General features: G+C 70.5%; 15 protein-coding genes. 9 read left to right on the forward strand and 6 right to left on the reverse strand.

Annotated elements, in window-relative coordinates:
- Positions 1 to 76: 76 nt before the first annotated feature.
- On the reverse strand, positions 77 to 2,149 hold the full coding sequence (locus IEZ13_RS40160; RefSeq protein WP_183226891.1) for a methyl-accepting chemotaxis protein: 2,073 nt from the start codon (positions 2,147 to 2,149) through the stop codon (positions 77 to 79).
- A gap of 496 nt (positions 2,150 to 2,645) precedes the next feature.
- Here IEZ13_RS40160 and IEZ13_RS40165 point away from each other — a divergent pair, with 496 nt between their 5' ends.
- Positions 2,646 to 3,755: a GDSL-type esterase/lipase family protein gene (locus IEZ13_RS40165; RefSeq protein WP_183226889.1), complete on the forward strand. Its 1,110-nt coding sequence runs from the start codon at positions 2,646 to 2,648 to the stop codon at positions 3,753 to 3,755.
- Positions 3,756 to 3,808: 53 nt separating this feature from the next.
- Here IEZ13_RS40165 and IEZ13_RS40170 read toward each other — a convergent pair whose 3' ends face one another.
- Positions 3,809 to 6,625: an AfsR/SARP family transcriptional regulator gene (locus tag IEZ13_RS40170; protein ID WP_183226887.1), complete on the reverse strand. Its 2,817-nt coding sequence runs from the start codon at positions 6,623 to 6,625 to the stop codon at positions 3,809 to 3,811.
- Positions 6,626 to 6,739: 114 nt separating this feature from the next.
- Positions 6,740 to 7,042: a hypothetical protein gene (locus IEZ13_RS40175; protein ID WP_183226886.1), complete on the reverse strand. Its 303-nt coding sequence runs from the start codon at positions 7,040 to 7,042 to the stop codon at positions 6,740 to 6,742.
- A 191-nt stretch (positions 7,043 to 7,233) separates the two neighbouring features.
- On the opposite strand from IEZ13_RS40175, the gene IEZ13_RS40180 reads away from it, so the two are divergent.
- Together IEZ13_RS40180 and IEZ13_RS40185 are read left to right on the forward strand one after the other, a co-directional pair.
- Entirely contained in the window at positions 7,234 to 7,632 is a 399-nt protein-coding gene (locus tag IEZ13_RS40180; RefSeq protein ID WP_183226885.1) for a VOC family protein, read from the forward strand.
- Positions 7,633 to 7,716: 84 nt separating this feature from the next.
- A complete protein-coding gene (locus IEZ13_RS40185) occupies positions 7,717 to 8,121 on the forward strand; it encodes a PPOX class F420-dependent oxidoreductase (protein ID WP_183226884.1) in 405 nt (134 codons plus the stop codon).
- Here IEZ13_RS40185 and IEZ13_RS40190 read toward each other — a convergent pair.
- Together IEZ13_RS40190 and IEZ13_RS40195 are read right to left on the reverse strand one after the other, a co-directional pair.
- A complete protein-coding gene (locus IEZ13_RS40190) occupies positions 8,086 to 10,563 on the reverse strand; it encodes a DUF4132 domain-containing protein (protein WP_183226883.1) in 2,478 nt (825 codons plus the stop codon). The two genes, IEZ13_RS40185 and IEZ13_RS40190, sit on opposite strands and share 36 nt — an antisense overlap.
- Positions 10,564 to 10,573: 10 nt before the next feature.
- Positions 10,574 to 11,248, reverse strand: a complete 675-nt coding sequence (locus IEZ13_RS40195) for a TetR/AcrR family transcriptional regulator (RefSeq protein WP_203834080.1) — start codon at positions 11,246 to 11,248, stop codon at positions 10,574 to 10,576.
- 53 nt (positions 11,249 to 11,301) lie between these two features.
- Between IEZ13_RS40195 and IEZ13_RS40200 the strand changes: the two genes are divergently transcribed.
- The 6 genes from IEZ13_RS40200 (at position 11,302) to IEZ13_RS40225 (ending at position 18,930) form a co-directional block, all read left to right on the forward strand.
- On the forward strand, positions 11,302 to 12,729 hold the full coding sequence (locus IEZ13_RS40200) for an MFS transporter (protein WP_183226881.1): 1,428 nt from the start codon (positions 11,302 to 11,304) through the stop codon (positions 12,727 to 12,729).
- A 605-nt stretch (positions 12,730 to 13,334) separates the two neighbouring features.
- A complete protein-coding gene (locus IEZ13_RS40205) occupies positions 13,335 to 14,405 on the forward strand; it encodes an ABC transporter substrate-binding protein (RefSeq protein WP_183226880.1) in 1,071 nt (356 codons plus the stop codon).
- 28 nt (positions 14,406 to 14,433) lie between these two features.
- Complete coding sequence (locus IEZ13_RS40210) at positions 14,434 to 15,945, forward strand: sugar ABC transporter ATP-binding protein (RefSeq protein WP_183226879.1); 1,512 nt, start codon at positions 14,434 to 14,436, stop codon at positions 15,943 to 15,945.
- Positions 15,942 to 16,892 carry an ABC transporter permease gene (locus IEZ13_RS40215; protein ID WP_183226878.1) on the forward strand — a complete coding sequence of 317 codons (951 nt, stop codon included), beginning with the start codon at positions 15,942 to 15,944 and terminating at the stop codon, positions 16,890 to 16,892. Before IEZ13_RS40210 ends, IEZ13_RS40215 begins: the two co-directional genes overlap by 4 nt.
- Positions 16,889 to 17,854, forward strand: coding sequence for an ABC transporter permease (locus IEZ13_RS40220; protein WP_183226877.1), 966 nt, complete (start codon positions 16,889 to 16,891; stop codon positions 17,852 to 17,854). The genes IEZ13_RS40215 and IEZ13_RS40220 overlap by 4 nt, the downstream gene beginning before the upstream one ends.
- A gap of 50 nt (positions 17,855 to 17,904) precedes the next feature.
- A complete protein-coding gene (locus IEZ13_RS40225; protein WP_183226876.1) occupies positions 17,905 to 18,930 on the forward strand; it encodes a hypothetical protein in 1,026 nt (341 codons plus the stop codon).
- Here IEZ13_RS40225 and IEZ13_RS40230 read toward each other — a convergent pair.
- The gene (locus IEZ13_RS40230; RefSeq protein ID WP_183226875.1) at positions 18,867 to 20,537 is read right to left on the reverse strand and encodes a PH domain-containing protein; all 1,671 of its coding nucleotides are present in this window, start codon (positions 20,535 to 20,537) and stop codon (positions 18,867 to 18,869) included. The genes IEZ13_RS40225 and IEZ13_RS40230 overlap by 64 nt on opposite strands.
- Positions 20,538 to 20,554: the final 17 nt, after the last annotated feature.

Here is a 20,554-nt window from a genome sequence, read left to right on the forward strand (position 1 = left end):
CGTCAAGCTGAGCTGACCGGACACACACCGAGCCGCCACCCCACCAGGGGTGGCGGCCTCAGTGCTTCTGTCCGGGTCATCCGACGTTGGCGGCCTCCATCAAGCGGTCGGCGAAGGCGGTCAGCGACCGGGCCTGGCCATCGTCGCTGACCAGGAACTGTAGGCCGACCTCCTGCCCGTTCTGGTGCTCCGCCGTGTTGACCACCCGGGCCTGTGCGGTGAGTTCGGTGTCGCCGCTACGCAGGTCGACGTCGAGAGCCGCACCCTCGATGAACCGCTGATCATCGGGGGCGATGCACCGCAGGCCGCCGGCGCTTACGTTGACCAGCAGTGCCTCGACCGCCGGCCGGCCGGCCGGACGCAACGTCACCTGGCCGGCGGTGGCGATCCGGTCGTGCTCGCGGCGTTCCAGATGGCTGGCCAGGTTGGCCATCTCCTCGACCCGGCCCAGGGTGGCGTTCATCTGCGCGGTGAGGTTGGCCATCAGGGTGGCCTGCTCGGCCGCCACGTCCCGCAGCGAGGTGGCGGCATCGCCCACGCCGCCGATGCCCTCGATCATCGCGGTGATGGTCTGTGACATCGCGTTGGTGTCGCGTTCCAGGTCGTGGATGGTCTGGGTGATCTGGTCGGTCGACTCGGCGGTGTTGGTGGCGAGCTGTTTCACCTCGTCGGCGACGACCGTGAAGCCGTACCCGAGATCACCGGCCCGGGCCGCTTCGATGGTCGCGTTGAGCGCCAACAGGCGGGTCTGCCCGGCGATTCCGTTGACCAGGTTCACCATCGAGGCCGCCCGGCGCAGGCTCTGCTCCAGTGAGGCGATCACCTGTTCCGCCTCGCGGGCCTCGTCGACGATCGCGCCGGCGGCCAGGTTGGCCACCGAGATCCGGTTGTCGATCACCTCGGAGGAGCCTTTGACCTCGCCCACCTTCTCGGTGACCTGGCGCAGTTCCTCGGCGATCACCCCGGTGGACTCGTCGATGATCTCCTGAGTGCGGCGGCGGAACTGCACCTCGGCCTGCCGCTGGTGCTGGAAGCCGGCTCGCAGCTGCTGTTCGCGGGCGACCTCCGCGGTGGCCAGGGCGGCTTCCTGATCCGCCAGCCGGGTCCGCGCCACGATCAGCGCCCGCCCGATGTCGCCCATTTCGTCACGTCCCTCCGGAAGCGGCCGCGGCGACAGGTCGGCTCCGGCGATCGCGGTCACCGCGTCGACCGTCTGCCGAACGTCATGGTTGGTCCGCCAGAGCACCGCGACGGCCCACCAGAGGGCGAGCCCGAACCCGCCGATCGAGAGGGCCAGCACCACCGCCCCCTGGACCTTGTGCGTGGTGATGCGCGCGTCGATCAGCCTGTTCAACGCGTCGTTCAGCGGTATCACCGCGGCCGTCGCCGCCTCGGCGACCTTCCCGGTATCGGTCGGCCCGGGCTCGGCGAGTGTCGCGGTGAGCTGCCCGGCCATTTCGTCGAGCCGGTCGGCGAGGGCCTGGACCGGTTCGGTGATCAGGCCGGCCAACTCGGTGTCCTCGGTGTTCGCGGTGGCGGTCGCGACATCATTGCGAAAGATGGTGGCGCTGCTCGCCAGACGCCCGGCCAGCACTGCCTGATTGGCTACCGCGGTCAGGCGTGAGCCGTCGGCGGGCACCGGCACCTCCGTCTGCAACGTCGTCAGCATCGCCACCGGCAACTGCACCGCCTGGGCGTGCATCACGTAGAACGAGTCCAGGTCGGGGTCGAGGGCCAGGTTCGATTCGTTGCTGATCTCGGTGACCAGCTTGGCCAGGGCGCCCGCGGTGGCGATTCGCTCTTCCAGCGAGTTGGCGCCCACCTCGGGTACGGCCGCGGCGCTCTCGGAGAGCCCCAGGTCCGGATGGGCGTCCGCGGCGGCCCGGACGGCGGCCAGATCAGGAGTACGGCCGGCGACCGTGTCGGTGAGCGCGACCAGCGCGGGGCGCAGCACCTCGGAGCCCTCCCGCTCCCTGGTGCTGAAGTTGATCTCGGCCGTGTTCGCCACCGTGTACATGCCGGTGGCCAGCGCGCCGGGCACCAGGAGAGCGAGAACGACCACAGCCAGCCGGGTGGCGGTACGGATCCGGTCGGTGATCCGCAGCATCGGCCGCAACAGTACGGGTGGCGACCCGGCGCCCACTGCCATGGCGTCTACCTCCCATTAGCTTCCGGCTTATACCCGTTTTATACGGCAGATCCGGTTACCTGTCCGGCGTTCCACCCGAGCCGGATTGCTGTCCGACGCCTATGGCTTCCGGGCCGCGGCCGCCACCGTCACGGCCGGCAGCAGAACGGTCCCCACCACCGCCCCGGCCCGCCGGCACACCAGCGACGTGTGCTCCCGCCATCCCACAAAGGCCCCCGGGGAATAGAACGCCGAGTCCGCGCGAATATGTGCGAAGCATATGTAACAGGGAATGTCATGACACAGAATATCGAAATCAGACATTCACACAAACACGCGCGCGCTCTTCGCAGGTCGACTGATCCGAGGCGGCAGCCGGCATAGGAGGCCCATAGCGGCAGCGGGAAGACACCCCGCAGCAAGTCGTCGAATCACCAGCGGATCACCAGTGCATCACCAGCGGCGTCCGGAAGCTCTTCCTCAACAGGCAAGAGGTTCGAGAGAAGGAAGCATCCGGATGAAAAGCAACACGTCGTTCCGTCGGCTCTTCGGCATGGGTCTGGCGGCGACGACCCTCCTGCTGGGTGCGGAACTGGCCGTCACGCAGCCGGCGCAAGCGGCCCCCTGCGGCGACCTGAGCAACTGCGACGACCCGGTCGAGGATCCGATACCCGTGCCGGTCAAACCCTCGCGGCCCGGCGGCTACGAACCGCTGTACGTCGCGCTGGGCGACTCCTTCGGCTCGGGCGAGGGCGCCCCGGACGCCATGCTGCCGTGGACGAACGAGAAGTGCCACCGGTCCGCGCTGTCGGCGCCGGTGCGTGCCGCCAAACGGCTCGCACAGAACAACAAGTACGCCGGCAACATCCTCTACAGCAGCTTCGCGTGCAGCGGGGCGACGCTGGACTGGGCGATGGGGCTCAACGGTGAGAAGGACGGCGGCATCCTGACCGGGCAGAAGTCCACCGGCATGCCGTCGCAGATCTCCCAGGTCAACACGAAGTACGGCAGCCGCAAGATCGACGCGATGAGCATTTCGATCGGCGGCAACGACCTGAGCTACGCCGACATCCTCCAGGACTGCTCGTTCGGCAACTGCGTGCCGTGGGACAGCGCGACCCGCAAGATGTTCGAGTGGGACACCCCGCGGCTCAAGATCGGCCTCAACTCCCTGATCACGGCGATCCAGGGGGATGAGAACGGCCGGTACCGGAGTCTGCAGGGCGACGTGAGCTACGTGTACCTGACGGCGTACCCGGATCTGTTCAACAACTCCAACGGCTACACCTGCAACAGCACCGGCGGCCTCTTCGTCGAAGGGTTCACGCAGGCGGAGAACGAGGTGATGCGTGGCTATCTCGGCCAGCTCAACACCATGCTCGCCCAGGCGGTCGCCGACGCGAACGCCCGCCGGACCGTGGGGCACAAGCCGGTCTGGAAGCTCGTCGCGCCGCCGACCTTCACCCGCAACGGCTACTGCGCCACCTCGAACCGGTTCATCAACACCATGAACGACAGCGTGTGGATCCAGCAGGACCACAAGGGGACGATGCACCCGAACGCCGCGGGGCATCTGGCGTGGAGCAACCAGCTCTACAACTCGCTGAGCTGGATCGCCACGAGCTGATCACCACCTCACGCGAAGGGGACGGTCACGGTGACCGTCCCCTTCGCCCCGGATCAACCCATGTCCTGTACGAGGAGAGCGATCTGAGGGTGCGTCAGCGAACGGCCCCGGGCCGTGGCCACGTGGTCGAGCCGGCCGGTCATCTCACCGATGTACCGGCCGACGTCGACCGGATCCATCACGGCCGGCGAGTAGCCGATCAGCTCACCCTGGTGCAGGGCGGCGGCCAGCAACTCGGCGGCGTGCTCCACCCGGCCCTGACGGAACCGCACATAGGCCAGCGTGGTCAGTTCGACGATCCACGAGGTGCGGTCACCCTCGGCATACATGCGGGTCAGCGCGTCGGCGAGCATCCGCTCGACCTCGGCGCCGAAGCGGCCCTGCGCCACCCGGCACTTGGCCAGCAGCCACGACGAGGAGCCACGGCACCAGGCGTTCCCGGACCGGTCGGCCGCCTCGATGGAGGCGGTGAGCGCCTCCGCCGCCCGGTCCAGCTCACCGGCGCGCAGGTGGGCGGTGCCGAGACCCATCAACGCCTCGGCCTCGGTCCGGGTCGCCCCGGTGTCCCGTGCCAGCCGCACCGCGACGGCGGCGTGCTCCCGCGCCTCGTCGACCCGGCCGCCACCGGCTTCGAAGTACGCGAGCGTGGTGAGCGCCTCCCCGACGGCGACCGGGTCGTCGGCCCGGCCGGCCAACTCGCCGAGGTGGGTCAGCGCCCACCCGACCGAGGCGAGGTCCCCGGCGAGGTAGCTGAGCACGGTCAGGCCGATGGTCGTGAAGATCCGCAGCCGTACGGGCGCCGCATCGCGATCCTCGGCGGCGAGCCAGTGCTCGACGACCGGCCGTACATGTCGCAGGCCCTCGGTGATGTGCCCGGTCCGATACCAGTACCAGTAGATGCCGGCGCAGATTCGCAGGCTGACCGCCGGATCGTCACGGCTGTGGTCGAGTGCCGCCCGGATGTTCGCGTGCTCGGTGGAGAGCTGGGCCATCCACTGGGCGCCGCGCGCATCGCGCAATGCGTCGACAGCCTCGTCGGCGAGCTCGACGACCCATGCCGCGTGCCGGTTCCGGAGTTCGGTGGTGCGTTCCGCGGTGCGCTGCCGTTCGGCGAACTGGCGCAGGGTCTCCAGGATCCGGTACCGGCGCGGGTTGCCGCCGACGACGGTGACCATCGACTTCGCGATCAGCGTGTCCAGGTGCGCGACGACGTCGGTGCTCCTGGTCACCGCCATGGCCGCCCGCAGGTCGAAACCCCCGGCGAAGACCGCGAGCGCGGTGAAGGACTCCCTCTCCGCGTCGGAGAGAAGATCCCAGGACCACTGTACGGTCGTGAGCATCGTGGCGTGTCTACGGTTGCCTCGCGGCCCGCCGCGCAGCACCGCGAACCGGTCGTGCGCGAGCGCGGCCAGTTGGTCGACCGACAGCACCGCGCACTGGGCGGCGGCCAGCTCGATGGCCAGTGGCAGGTTGTCGAGGTCGGCGCAGAGGCGGGCCACCGCGTCACGGGCGCTGTCGGCGCCCGCGGCCCAGTCCGGGTCGACGGCCGCGGCCCGCTGGGAGAACAGTTCGACGGCCTCGCCCGCCGCGCCGGCCGACAGCGGCGGGACCTCGAACCGCCGCTCCCCCTCGACCTGGAGCACCTCCCGGCTGGTGGCCAGCACCCGCACGTTCGGGCACGTCCGTAGCAACCCGGTGACGAAGTCCGCGACGCCGTCCACGATCTGCTCGCAGTTGTCCAGGACGATCAGCGTGGTACGCCGCCGCAGGGCGTCGAGCAGCACGGCCGGGTTGCCGTTCGCGGCGATCGACAGGGCGCTGGCGACGGTGTCGGCGATCAGAGCCGGATCGTGCAGGCCCGCCAGCTCGACCAGCCACGGGCCGTCGTCCCCACCGTGCCGGCTTGCGGCGTCGAGCGCCAGCCGGGTCTTGCCGATCCCGCCGGTTCCGGTCAGAGTGACCAGCCGGTGCTCGTCGACCAGCTCGGCGAGCAGCGCGAGTTCGCGGCCGCGCCCGGTCAGGGCCGACAGCGCGACGGGCAGGTTCCCGGTAGGCGCCACGGGCGCCGATGCGGCGGCGAGTTCGACCCGCTCCGGAGCGGCGAACAGGCGCGGATCCTGGCGGAGGATGGCGCCTTGCAGGGCCTCGAGTTCGGGGCCGGGGTCGGTGCCGAGTTCCTCGGCGAGGACGTCCCGTGCCGAACGCAGCGCGGCCAGCGCGTCACCGATGCGACCGCCGCGACAGAGCGCGGTCGCCAGCAGCGTCCAGGCGTGCTCGCGCAGCGGATGTTCCTTGGTGAAGACCCCCAGCGCGGCCGCCACCGCGACGTGATCGCCCAGGGCGAGCTCGGCCTCCAGCCGGCCCTCCTCGGCATCCACACGTAGCTGTTCCAGGCGCATCGACTCGCCGTCGGCGAAGGCACGGCCGGCGCAGTCGGCGTACGCGCGCCCGCGCCAGAGCGCCAGCGCCTGCTCGAAGGCGTGGGCGGCCTCGGCCGGGCGGGCGGCCAGTTCGGAGCGCCCTCGCTCGGACAGCGCGATGAAACGGTCGGCGTCCACCGCGTCCGGGTCGAGTCTCAGGCTGTATCCGGTTCCGCCGCGCAGCAGCACCTTCGGGCGCTGCGCTGACCGCCGGGGTTCCAGCGCCCGGCGCAGGGCCGCGATGTGGCCCTGGAGGGTCACCTTCGCCGACGGGGGCGGATCAGCGGGCCAGACCGCGTCGATCAGCTCGTCGTCGGTCACCATCCGGCCGGACGACACCACCAGTCTGCACAGCACCGCCCGGGGCCCGGGACCGCCGATCGCCGCTTCGGCGCCGTCGGCCAGCACACTGGTCCGGCCGAGCACACCGATGTCCAGTGGCCTGTTCAATCCTGGTCCCTTCCGCGGTTCAGGCGGCCACCCTACTGGTGCGGGCGCGTCCTGACCCCGGCTGGTCACCGGTGCTGTCCCGAATGCTCCGGGACAGCACCGATGACCGTCACGCTAGAACTGGTCGGGAGTGTCCAGCTTGCGGTAGAAGGAGATCTCCGGCGGCCCTTCGACGCCGGCCGCCTGCATGATCCGGGGGATGTCCGGCTGACTGTCGAAGAACTCCTGGAAGGTGGCCTCGTCCGGCCACTCGTCGATCACCAGGACCTCGCCGTCACGGCCGGCGAAGGTGTGCCGGGTGGCGCCGGCCGCCCTCCCGGCCTGGGCGATCTCGTTCATCGTTTCGGCATGGGTCTTGGCGGTCTCCTCGACGGTGCCCGGGTCGGCCTTGAGACGAAGGATCATGATGACGGGCATGTGCTGACCTCCGGATTCTTCGCGGTAGGTCAGATATATCGGATTCCGGCAGGTTACTGACCGGGGTTCATCACCAGGGGTGACGGGACCCGGGACGCCGCGCCCGCTCAGCGCCGCTGTCCTGTTCGCCACGCCGACATCGTTCCTGTCACCGCCGGTGGTGCCGACCGGGATTCGCCTACGCTGCCCGGGTGCAGATCGATCTCGTCGCCCTGATCGTGGACGAGTACGACCCGGCCATCGCCTTCTTCACCGGCGTGCTCGGGTTCGACCTCGTCGAGGACTCGCCGTCGCTCACCAACGACGGCCGCCCGAAACGATGGGTGGTGGTCCGCCCGCCGGGCGCGCAGACGGGTCTGTTGCTGGCCCGCGCCGACGGGGAGCGGCAGAGCGCGGCCGTCGGCGACCAGGCGGCCGGGCGGGTCGGGTTCTTCCTGCGGGCCGACGACTTCGACGCCACCTACCGGCGGATGGTCGATGCCGGTGTCACCTTCGTGCGGGAGCCGCGCACCGAGGCGTACGGGAAGGTCGCGGTCTTCCTCGACATCGCCGGCAACCGGTGGGACCTGCTGAGCGGGCCTCCGCAGTGAAAGGGGAACTGCTCGTCGGCCTATCGGAATACGGTGGTTGACGCCGCTGTTGGCCAGCGGCGGAACGACCACAAAGGAGAACAGATGACCACCGCAACCGCCATCGTCCCCGACGAGCTTCGTGACCTGCTGGAACGGCCGCTCTTCGCCGATCTGGCGACCGTCCGGGAAGACGGCACCCCCCAGAACAACCCCATGTGGTACGCCTGGGACGGCGAGTTCATCCGCTTCACCCACACGAACTTCCGCCGCAAGTTCAAGAACATCACCGCGAACCCGGCGGTGGCGATCTCGATCATCGACCCGGAGAACCCGTACCGCTACATCGAGGTCCGCGGTGTCGTCGACCGCATCGAGCCGGACCCGACCGGTGGCTTCTTCGTCGAGCTCGCCAAGCGCTACAACGCCCCCTTCGGCACCGACACCCCGAAGGACGCCCCCGACCGGGTCGTCCTAGTCGTCCGCCCCACCTTCGTCGGCGGGCACTGACACCCCCAGCGCGCCGAGCTGGGCCAGGATCGACGGGTCGGTGATCTTCTCGTCCTCGGCCAGCAGCAGGATCTTGCTGAGGATCACGCTGGTCATCCGGTCCTCGTCGGCGAACGGCAGGAACAGCCGCCGATGAGCGGTCGCGCCGAACCGGGCCGGCACCACACACAGGTAGCCGCCCGGTTCGACGTGGATGCTGCCGCTGGTCAGATGCACCCGGTAGGTGGCCAGGCCGCCGCGCACCACGGCCGACGAGCCGTCCACGGTGACCCGGGACAGTCGCAGGGCGGCGATCAGCGTGGTCAGGATCTGCGCCCGGCTCGCGGCCTGTGGCGCCGAATCCCACGGCACCGTGCCGGCGACCGACACCACCAGATCCAGATCGCGCATGGCCTCGGAGAACACGACGGCGGGCACCTCGTCGAGCGGCACCGGTTTGCCCTCGGCGAGGAACCGGACACCGTCCACCAGGACGTCGCCCATGCCGAAGTAGCCGTGGAACTCGGCGGTCAGAGCGGCGGTGAGGGCTCCGGCCGGCCGGGTGGCCTGATGGTCGGAGTACTGCCCGGCGACGCTCCAGCCCCGCCCGGACAGCAACTGGGCGGCGACCCGGCCCTCCACGGTCTGACCCGCGAAACGCCACGACACGTCACCCGACTCGCGTTCGGCCGGCGTCAGCGCGTACACCTCCCGGAAAGCCTGTTTGACCGGCTGCTGGAGCCGCCGTCGCATGATCTCCGCCTGCCAGGCCGCGAGGGTCCCGTCCGTGAGCAGCTCGACCGGGTGGACCGCGGTCACCGGACCGGCGGCGTCGACGTCGTCGAGCAGGCCGACCGCGCCGGTGGCGTCGCGCCAGAGCAGTGAAGGCAGCATCGCGGCGCCCGCCGGCAGGGTCCGCAGCCGGGCCAGCTCGTCCGGCTGGAGTGTCCGCCCGGTCGCCACGAGACGCTCCACCAGCCCGGTGCGCATCCGCCGGGCCTGATCCCGCAGCAGCTCCTGATGCTCTCGCAGCTCCTGATAACCCGGATCGGCGCGGACCGCGGCCGGCACCGACTTGAGCGGCTTCCCGGCCCGGCTCACCGCCAGCACCGGCTCGGCCGCGTCGAACCGAAGGTCCACGCGGTACTCCCCGCAGTCCACTCCGGACGGCGCCCGCGACGCCAGGGCCGCCTCGCAGTCCCACTCCAGCAGAGCCGGCTCGGGCACGCCGGCCACCTGCGCCAGATGGTCGAGGGCGATCGCGATCGCGGCGGCGTGACTGTGCCGCCGGTTCGGGCCGAGCTTGACGCCCTTCTTCGCGGACGCACGCAACGCCAGATAGCGGTCGAGGACCGTCTCGTCCGGAGCGAGCGGCAGCATCCCGAACGCGGCGATGCCCTGCAACGCGTTGTGCTTCACCCGCTTCAGCACGGCGGCCCGGTTGTCGCCGAGCACCGCGGAGACCATCTCGCTGGGCTGCAACTCCAGCAGCCGCCGGGCGTCGTCCACCCCGGCCTCGCCGATCGCGGCCAGCAGGACCGCCCGGTCGTGCCGCACCGTCTCGTCGGCGGGTGTCGCCAGGACCAGGCGCAGCAGCGGAGCGGCGCCCGCCAGCCCGAACAGCGTGAGCAGTCGCTCGTCCCTCCGCCAGCCCCACACCCGGCGCCGGTCGTCGACCGGCCGCTCCGCCAGCAGCGCGAGGAGCGTCACCAGCTCGTCGGCGGTCAGCTCGGCGGCACCGAGGTGAGCGGCGATCCGGGGATCGCCCGTCCAGTCCAGCGCCGCCCGCACGAACCGCAGGCCCCGTGGCGGGATCCCCTTGGGCAGCTCGTCCCAGTCCGGTGGCTCGGGCGCCGAGACCAGCTCCCAGGTCAGCGCGTCCACCCGGTCGAGCACCGTGCCGGCGCACGCCGCCCGGGGTGGCCCGGCCACGGCGCGGTCCAGGTAGAGGTCGTCGGCGATCGCCCGGTCGACGACGGCCGAGTCCAGCTCACCGGCCTGGTGGAGGGCGTCGAGCACCCGCACCGTCGAGGGCCGGGACAGGTGACCCAGTGGGTTGAGCACGAGCAGTCGCAGCAGGGCCGGGTCGGAGGTCTCCGGGACCACCTGATCCAGATTCATCCGGTGCCGTGGGTCGCGGTCGAGGAGGGCCGCGAGCAGGGCACGGCGGTGCGCCGTCGGCCACGGCCCGGACAGCACCGTCGCCAGATCCGCGCCGGTGCCGACCGGGAACGCGGCGTCGTAGATCTCCTCCAGCTCGGCGACGATGTCGTCCAGATGCCGTCGCAGGTTGCCGATGGTGTGGTGCTCCCCGCGCTCCACCCGCAGCCGGATCTCCTCGGCGAGCTCCCGCAGCGCGGCTGGGTCGGTGGTGTGCCGCGCCCGCTCGGTGAGGCGGGACAGCACCTCACGCTCGGCGCGGACGAAGTCCGCGTACTCCTCGGGGACGGGCCACTGAACCATGGCCGGGAGATTAGCCCTCGGGTACGACAAAACCGGTGAGCAGCCCGTTGACCAGCGCCCGCAGGCCGGTCCGGTAGGTGTCCTGCGCGGCGAGGACCCGCCACTGGTCGCCGATGGCCGCCAGGTTCGGGGTCCGGGACGGGTCGAACCCGGTGAAGTCGACGTCCCGCAGCGCCGTCCGCCCGCCGGCCGAGTGGATGCGGACCAGCAGTTCGCCGACCGTGTAGTACCAGATGCTGCGGAACACGTGCACGGCCTGCTCGCGGGTGCAGCCGCAGTCCACGGCGCCGGCCACGATGGTCTCCACCATGCCGGTCAGCGGTTCGCCGACCAGTCCGAGCAGGCCGTCGGTGGTGACCACCTCGGCGGCCCACGGCCAGGCGGCGAGCGCGTCGTGCATGGTGGCCGCCGTGACGATCATCCGGTCCCGCGGGTCGGCCGGCAGGTCGGGGCGGGGGATCTGGGCCGCGTACTCGCTCAGCATCAGCAGCAGCAAATCCTGCTTGTCGCGTACGTGGTGATAGAGGGTCGTCGTACCGATGCCGAGCTCGGCGGCGAGCCGCCGGACGGTGAGCCGCTCCCAGCCGTCCTGGTCGATGAGGCGGCCGGCGGCGGCCATGATCTGCGCGCGGGAGGTCACCGGGGGGCGGCCGGTCCGGCCGGTCGATGCGTCGGTTCGGGGCACGCACCCATCTTCGGCCATTCCCCTCGGCGAGGGTTCACTGCTACTTTCGGAACATGTTCCGAAAATCGCCTCTCGCCGCTGTCGCCGTCGTGCAGTTCATGGTGTCGCTGGATCTGTCGGTGGTTAACGTCGGACTTCCGCGCATCGCGGCCGGGCTCGGATTCAGCCCGCTCGGCCTGACCTGGGTCATCCACGCCTATGCCCTCACCTTCGGCGGGCTCCTGCTGCTCGGCGGAAAGGCAGCCGACCGCTACGGCCGGAAACGGGTGCTGCTGGCCGGTCTCGCCGGCTTCGCCCTCGCCTGCCTCGCCGGTGGCCTCGCCCAGAGCCCCGGCCAGCTCGTCGCCGCCCGTGCCGCCCAGGGCATCGGCGCCGCGGCCGTCGCCCCGGCCGCGCTGGCCCTGCTCACCGCCGCCTTCCCGGCCGGGCGTCCGCGGGTCCGCGCGTTCGGCGTGTGGAGCGCCATGAACGCGGCGGGCGGCGCTCTCGGCGTGCTCGTCGGCGGCGTCCTCACCGAGTACGCCGGATGGCGCTGGACCATGTTCATCAGCGTCCCGATGGCCGCCGTCGCCTACGCCCTGGCCCGGCGCGTCGACACCGACCGGCCGCCCGCGCCCGGCAGCCGCCCCGACGTTCTCGGCGGGATCCTGGCGACCGTCGGGATGACGCTGCTCGTGTTCGGCGTCGTCCGTACCGACCGGCACGGCTGGATCTCGGCGGTCACCCTGACCACCCTGGCCGTCGCGGTCGCGCTGCTGGCCGGGTTCGTGGCCGTCGAACGGACCACCACCCGTGATCCGCTGATCCGGTTCGAGCTGCTCGCCAACCGGTCGGTGGCCGGGGCCAACGGCTACAACCTGCTGGTCGGCGCGGCGATGGCCGCCGCGTTCTACTTCGCGTCGCTCTACCTGCAACGGGTTCTGGACATCGGGCCCGCCCTGGCCGGGGCGATGTTCCTGCCGTTCTCGCTCGGCGTGGTGGCCGGATCGGTGCTCGCGGTCAGGCTCGGCTACCGGGTCGCGCCGCGCACCCTGCTCATCGCCGGCGGGTTGCTGACCGCGGCCGGCTTCGCCTGGTTCAGCCGGATCAGCCCGGACGGGGCCTTCGCCACCGACGTCCTCGGGCCGTCGATCGTCGCCAGTGTCGGCTTCGGACTCTGCCTCGCCCCGGTCGTCTCCACCGCGACCGCCGGCGTTCCACCGGAGCAGGCGGGAACGGCGTCCGGCCTGCTCAACAGCTCCCGCCAGATCGGCGCGTCGCTCGGCCTCGCCGCCCTCGGTACGGCGGCCCAGCATCGCACCGGCGACGTCGCCACCGCGGCGGCGCTCACCGACGGTTACGCCCTGGCGTTCACGCTCAGCGCCACCCTGCTGCTGGCCGCGGTCGTCGTCGCCCGCACCGTCCTGCCCCGGATTCCCGCCACCATTCCGGCCTGGACCGAAAGCGTCGCAGGTTCTCGGGAAAACGACCTTACAACCTGATTTCCGGTACGGACGTGCCGAGCACCGGGCTCGCGGCGGCCGGCCATCTGCCTACTCCCGGCCGTCGCTCGCCGCCGGCTCATGTACCCGGCCGGGCTGCTGGCCTTCTTCCAGCCCTCTTCCGTCGCCGGTTCGCACGGTGAGCCGTTCGTGTGGCCGCGCTGCTGCCCTAGCCCTGACGGGGGCACACGCAGGGCCGTTCGTGTGCTCGCGCTGCTGTAGGCCTGGCGGGGGGGCACACGCAAGGCCGTTCGTGTGCGCCGCTCGCCCGCTTGGGCAACCGCTCACGCGCGGTGAGGGTGCCACGGGCGAGGCTCGCGGCGTTGACCGGCCGGGGCCGGTCAACGTGTTTCGAAAACTCGTGTTGGTTTGCGATTGTTCGCGTTCACTATTGGTGCGCGAGGTTGCCGATAAGGGCCAGGCAGACCGGCGGGTAGAGCGTGTCCATAACGCGCTGACCAGCAGCGCAGCGACCGCTCGGGCGGGCCGGTTCCGGAACCTGAATGTATTGACAGGATTACTAACTGGTGCCTAGATATGTTCATCTGTGATTGAAAACGTCTCAGCGCTCACGGTTCGCTGTTCAGTTTTGGGGAGTCATGTTGATGAAGTCTGCCCACCGCCGGGTGGCGGTCGCCGCCCTGGCCGCCACCTTCGTCGTGTCCGGCTGCGCCAAGTCGGAGGAGGAGCCGGCCACCACCGGCGCCGGCGCGGCACCGGCCGCCTCGCAGGTCGTGCAGTCGGCCGCCCCGGGCGCCGCCACCTGCACGATCGACCAGCACGGCGGCGAGAAGATCGATCTCAAGACGGCGAAGGTCGGCTTCTCGCAGTCGGAGAAGGAGGCGAACCCGTTCCGGATCGCCGAGACCCAGTCGATCAAGGACGAGGCCGCCAAGCTCGGCATCACCCAGTTGACGACGGCCAATGCGAATTCGCAGTTCAACAAGCAGATCAGTGACGTCGAGCAGATGATCGACGCGGGCGTGCAGCTGCTGATCATCGCGCCGCTGAACTCCGATGGCTGGGACTCGGTGTTCGCCAAGGCCTCGGCCAAGAAGATCCCGATCGTCACCATCGACCGGAAGATCAACGCGGCCGCCTGCAAGGACTACCTGACCTTCATCGGCTCCGACTTCGCCGAGCAGGGCAAGCGCGCCGCCGACGAGATGGCCAAGGCGCTCGGCAACAAGGGCGAGGTGGCGATCCTGCTGGGCGCGCCCGGCAACAATGTGACCACCCTGCGGACCAGCGGTTTCAAGGACCAGATGGCGAAGGTCGCCCCGGACATCAAGATCACCTTCGAGCAGACCGGCAACTTCTCCCGCGAGGAGGGCCAGAAGGTCGCCGAGCAGTTGCTCCAGTCCAAGCCGAACATCAACGGCATCTATGGCGAGAACGACGAGATGGCCCTCGGCGCGGTCACCGCGCTCAAGGGCGCCGGCAAGAAGCCCGGCGACGTCAAGATCGTGTCGATCGACGGCACCAAGGGCGCGGTCCAGGGCATCGTCGACGGCTGGATCTCGGCGGTCGTCGAATCCAACCCGCGGTTCGGCCCGCTCGCCTTCTCCACCGCGGGTGACTTCTTCACCGGCAAGCCGGTCGGCCAGGACATCATCATCGCCGACCGCTCCTACGACGAGAGCAACGCCAAGGCCGACCTGGCCAGCGCTTACTGATCCAGATCAAGACCAAGGAGAGGTACGCGTGACGCTGCTCGAAGTGGCCGGCGTGTCCAAGGTCTTCCCCGGGGTGCGGGCGCTCGACGACGTGTCGTTCGCGCTGCGGCCCGGGGAGGTCCACGCGCTGGTCGGTGAGAACGGCGCCGGCAAATCCACCCTGATCAAGGTGCTCACCGGCGTCTACCGTCCGGACGCCGGTGAGCTCCGCTACCAGGGAGAGCCGGTGTCCTTCGCGACGCCGATGGACGCCCAGCGGGCCGGCATCTCGACCATCTACCAGGAGGTCAACCTCATCCCGCTGATGAGCGTGGCCCAGAACCTGTTCCTCGGCCGCGAGCCCCGCACCACCCTCGGCCTGGTCGACCGTGCCCGGATGGACCGCGAGGCCCGCGACATCCTGGCCGGATACGGGGTCACCACCGACGTTCGCGCCAGGCTCGGCTCCCTGCCGCTCGGCGCCCAGCAGATGGTCGCCCTGGCCCGCGCCGTCATGATCGACGCCAAGGTCGTCGTGATGGACGAGCCCACCTCGTCCCTGGAGCCCCGCGAGGTGGAGACGCTCTTCGGCGTCATCCAGGACCTGCACGAACGCGGCATCGGCATCATCTACGTCTCGCACCGGATGGACGAGCTCTACCGGATCTGCGACACCGTCACCATCCTTCGCGACGGAAAACTGGTGCACACCGGCAGACTCGCCGACCTGGAACGGGTCCGCCTGGTCGCGCTGATGCTCGGCCGCGAGGTCTCCGACGTACGCCGCGAGGGCTTCACGGTCTTCAGCGGCGACCACGCGGCGGCCGACGACACCCCGATCCTGCGGGTGTCCGGGCTCAGCAGCCGCAACCGGCTGCACGACATCAGCTTCGGCGTGCGCCCCGGTGAGGTCGTCGGGCTCGGCGGCCTGCTCGGCGCCGGGCGCAGCGAGACCATCAAGGCGATCGCCGGCGCCTACCCGGTCGACAGTGGCGAGATCGAGGTGGACGGGACGCCGCTGCGCCACCCGACCACGGTCAAGGCGGTCGCCGCCGGCATCGCCGTGCAGCCCGAGGACCGCAAGGCCGAGGGCATCATCCCCGGCCTGTCCATCCGGGAGAACATCGCGCTGTCCATCCTGCCCCGGATGTCGACGTTCGGCCTGGTCTCGGACGCGAAGATCGACGAGATCGTGGACCGGTTCATGAAACGGCTCCGGATCAAGGCGTCCAGCCCGCACCAGCGCGTCGGCGACCTGTCCGGAGGCAACCAGCAGAAAGTGCTGCTCGCCCGGCTTCTCGCCACCGGCCCCAAGGTGCTGCTGCTCGACGAGCCCACCCGCGGCATCGACGTCGGCGCCAAGGCCGAGGTGCAGGCGCTCATCGACGAACTCGCCGCCGAAGGACTCGGCGTCGTGCTCGTCTCCTCCGACGCCGAGGAACTCGTCGAAGGCTCCGGCCGGGTCGTCGTCCTCCGCGACGGCGCCGTCGTCGGCGTCCTCACCGGCGAGGACGTCACCACCGAGAGCCTGCTCGCCACGATCGCGGAGGCCGGCGCATGACCACCCTCGCCCTCACCACACCCCACCGCGCCGACTGGCTGCCGAAGTACGGCGTCTACATCGCCATCGCCGCGCTGGTCGTCTACAACGCGGCCTTCACCCCCTACTTCCTCACCGTCAGCAACCTGCGCATCCAGCTCATCCAGGTCGCCCCGATCATCATCGTGGCGCTCGGCATGGCCCTGGTCATCGGCACCGAGGGCATCGACCTCTCGGTCGGCGCGGTGATGGCCCTGGCAGCGGCTCTCATACCCCTCTATCTGGGGTACGGCGTGATCGCGGCCGTCATCGTCTCGTTGCTCGCCGGCGTGGCCGTCGGCCTGATCAACGGCGCCCTGGTCGCGAAAGTGGGCCTGCAACCGATCGTCGCCACCCTCGCCCTCTTCGTCGGCGGCCGCGGCCTGGCCGTGGTCATCTCCGACGGGCAGCTCAAGGACATCCGCAACGCCGACCTCATCTACCTCGGCTCCGGCGACCTGCTCGGCATCCCGGTGCTGGTGTGGACGGCCGCCCTGGCCATCCTGGTCGTGGCGTTCACGGTCCGGCGAACCGTCTTCGGCCGCCGCCTTCTCGCCATCGGCGGCAACCGGCCCGCCGCCGAGCTCGCCGGGCTCCCGGTCCAGCGTGTCCTGATCACCGTCTACGTGCTGTGCGCGGTCCTCGCCGCGATCGCCGGACTGCTGTCGGTCGGCCGGATTCAGTCGAGCGACGCCTCCTCGATCGGCCTGCTCATCGAACTGTCCGCGATCACCGCGGTGGTCGTCGGCGGCACCCCGCTGACCGGCGGCCGGGTACGCGTCCTCGGCACGGTCGCCGGAGCCGTCCTGATGCAGCTCGTGATCGCCACCATGATCAAGAACAACCTGCCGCCGTCCACCACCGAGATGGTGCAGGCGGCCATCATCCTCGTCGCCGTCTACGCGGCCCGGGAAAGGAAGACCAGGTGACCGTACTGGCCGTCGCCCAACGCCGGGCCGGAACCGCCTTTCAACGGCAGGGCGCCCTCGCCGTGCTGGCCGTCGTGGTGCTGATCGCGTTCGGCGCGTTCCCCAACTTCCGCAGCCTCGACAACGCCGCCACCATCCTGGTCGCGGCCGTCCCGCCGATGCTGATCGCGCTCGGCATGACCTTCGTGATCATCACGGGTGGCATCGACCTGTCGGTCGGGTCGCTCTACGTGCTCGGCGGGGTCCTCGCCGCCTGGGCCTCCCAGTACGGCCTTCTCGCCGCGATCGCCGTGCCGCTCGCCGTCTGCGGGGCGATCGGGCTGCTCAACGGGGTGCTGATCGCCTACACCGGGATGGCGCCGTTCATCGTCACGCTGGCCGCCCTGCTCGGCGCCCGCGGGCTCATGCGCGCGGTCAGTGACGAGGGCTCCACCACCTACATCGTCCAGAACGACGCCTTCCACGCCCTCGGCACCGGCTCGCTGCTCGGCATCGGCAACCAGGTGTGGCTGGTCGCGATCATCGTGCTGCTCGGCATGGTGGTGCTGTCCCGCACGCGATTCGGCAATGCCGTGTACGCGGTGGGCGGCAGCGAGGACGCCGCCGCGCTCATGGGCGTCGCGGTACGGCGTACCAGAATCGGGGTCTATGTCCTGTCGGGGTTGCTGGCCGGGCTGGCCGGAACCATCAACGCCGCCAAACTCGGGTCAGGGGTCACCGTCCTGGGAGCGGGCATGGAACTCGACGCCATCGCCGCCGTCGTGATCGGCGGGACGCTGCTCACCGGCGGCGCGGGCACCATCGCCGGAACCGTGGCCGGAGTGCTGCTGCTCGGCGTCATCCAGAACCTGATCAACCAGGTCGGGGACCTGAACAGCAACTGGCAGCAGGTGATCAGCGGCGCCTTCCTCGCGCTGGTCGTCGTCGCCCAGACCTATCTGGTACGCCTACGCCGCACGTAGCCGGGTAGGATCCGCGCCATGATCGACAGAATCGAGTTCTCTCCGCGCGGATGAGCGCCCGGAAAAGCGCGCCTCAAGGCGCCCGGCTCTCCCTTTTCGCCCACGCTCTCCGTCTCCACCAGCGGCATCCGGACGAGCCGTTGCCCCGGGACGGCGAGCCCTTCCCTGACGAGGCGGCCCATCAGGGCGGTCTGCCCGGGTCGCGAGGTCCCCGGCGAGACGGCGCCGAGGTCGCCGAAATCCTCGACCGGTACTTCGGCGACCCCAGCGCTTCGCCCGCCGACCTGGCCGACGCGTTCCATGGTGTCCATGTCCCGATCCACCGGAACGACCACATCGCCGCCGCGGCGTTGCGGGCCAAACGCAAACGTGTCCGCCGCATCGGCCGCCGGCTGGTGCGGCACAGCACGGACCGCTGTTCCGCCACGGTGGGCCTCGCCCTGCTGGCCACCGACTGGCACGAGGACGACGTCCCGCTGATCCGGACCATCGGCCTGCTATCCAACCGGTTCGGGCCACTGGCCGCGGAGGCGCTGAGCCGCCGACCCGGTGGTGTGGCGGCCCTGCTCTGGCTCGCTCAGCGGACCTCCGGTTGGGGCCGGGTCTACGTCATCGAGGCGCTCTGCCGCAGCGGTCCCTACGAGGCCCGGGATTGGCTGCTGCGGAACGCCTGCGACGGTGACTTCCTCAACGGCTACTTCGCCGGAAAGGTCGCCACCACCGCGCACCTGCACGAGGCGATCACCCGCGACGACGTTGACGACGAGCTCGTGGATCACACCGGGCGGCTGCTGCGAATCATGACCGAATGCGGCGGCATGGGCATGACGCTGCACCACTATCCACCGGCCGACCAGGTCCTCAGCGCGCACGCGGCACACCTCGCCCGGAGACCACCCACCTTCTATCGGTACGTCAACGCCGCTGTCACCGGCACTGACCACTACCTCGAGTTGCTGCGGCGACCGGACTGGGTGGCCGCCGCACGTGCCGGATTCGCCGACGATCCCGACTATCTGAAATGGTTCGCCGACACCGTGGCCGTGCGGTTGGGGCTGCCGGACTTCTCCGCATAGTCATCGAGGACGAAGGCGGCGGCCAGGTCCGGCGTCGCCTTCGTGATGAACGTCAGGGCCTGCTCCTCGCTCATGTCCGGGGACTCGTAATGGCGGGCGCCCGCGGCCGTCGCGACACCGACGGTCATCCGGCCACCCCAGCGCTGGAAGATCGACTGCTGCACCGTCCAGCCGATCACCGCGCGCCGCTGCAACGCGACCGTCCGACGGTGGCCGATTCCATGGCGCACCACCAGATAATCGCCATCGACCGCGTGACCCAGCGAGCGATAGGCCACCACGGCCAAGGGAAGCGTCACCGGGATCAGCGCCAGCGGCAGCAACCACCAGAGCCCGGGCAGCACCCCGGTCAGCGTGAACACCAGCATCACCCCGGACACCAGCGCCGGACCGTAGAGCGCCATGCCGAGCCGCCGGGTCAGCGCCCCACGCGGATGCCGAGCCAGCGTGGCCTCCAGCGGGCGGGCCCCGTCCGGCAGGATCTCCGCCGCCAGGTCGTGGGCCTCGGCCAGTCGGATCCGCGGCAGGATGTCACCGCCGGTCGCCTCGCCGGCCGCGGCGCCCAGCCCGGACGACAGCGCCTTCATCCGGGCCAGCCGCAGCCAGCGCCACACCAGCGGCTCGGCCACGGCGATGCCGCGCATCCGGGAGTCGGTGCGCTGCACGGTCCGGGTGGTGAGCAGCCCGCGCCGGGTCACCAGCGCGGTGTCCGGGGCGGTTCCGGTGCGGACCAGCTGGAAATTGCCGTTCTCCAACAGGAACGCGACCGTCGTCGCGATGACCCCGAGCGGGTACGCGATGAGCAGCACCAGGGCGATGTTGGCCACCGGACCGCGACCGTCCCAGCCGATCAGGTCGCGGCCCAGTTCCGGCAGGTCGACGCCGAGCGCCCGCAGCGGCCAGTTCAGTGCGAACAGCGGCCCGGCGATCGCGAAGACGGCCCACACCGACACCACGTTCAGCGGGATCCACGAGCGGCGGAACCGGGCGATGACGGTCTCCGCCGCCATCCGCGCGACGGGGACGGGGTCGGGGACGGGGTCGGCCGAGGCGGGATCGGGTGGCGCGAGGACGGCCGCGGAAGAGCCGGGCATCAGTTCGCGCTGGACCAGGGCGGCGTGCCGGTGGTCGAGGGCGTCCAGCTTGAACGACGACTCCGTCTCGCCCGAACCGATGTGCACGGTGCGCAGCCCGAGCAGCCGTTGCAACAGCCGGGCCGAACTGTCCACGCTGCGGATCCGGTCCCGGGACACGGTGCGGTGCTTGCGCGACAGCCAGCCGGTGCGCATCTCCACCCGCTCCGGCGTGATCCGGTAGCGGGTGGTCTGCCAGCGCCGCAGATCAAGCAGCGCGGTCAGCAGGCCACCACAGGCGCCGGCCACCAGCGCCCACACCGGCTCGTCGCTCACCACGATGCCCAGATAGCCGGTGGCCAACGAGATCACGACACGGACCAGATCGAGCCAGACGACCCGTACGCTGAGCCGCCGCCAACCCTGGTCGTCGACGGGGACCGGGCCGGCCGGTTCGCCCGCGGGCTCGCTCAGGTCGTCGCCTCCGCTTCGCTCCGGGGCCGAGCTGGACGATGCGTTCGTGAGCTCGCTCATGTCGTCGCTCCCGCTTT

It is taken from the genome of Actinoplanes campanulatus, assembly GCF_014647795.1.
Taxonomy (GTDB): Bacteria; Actinomycetota; Actinomycetes; order Mycobacteriales; family Micromonosporaceae; genus Actinoplanes; species Actinoplanes campanulatus.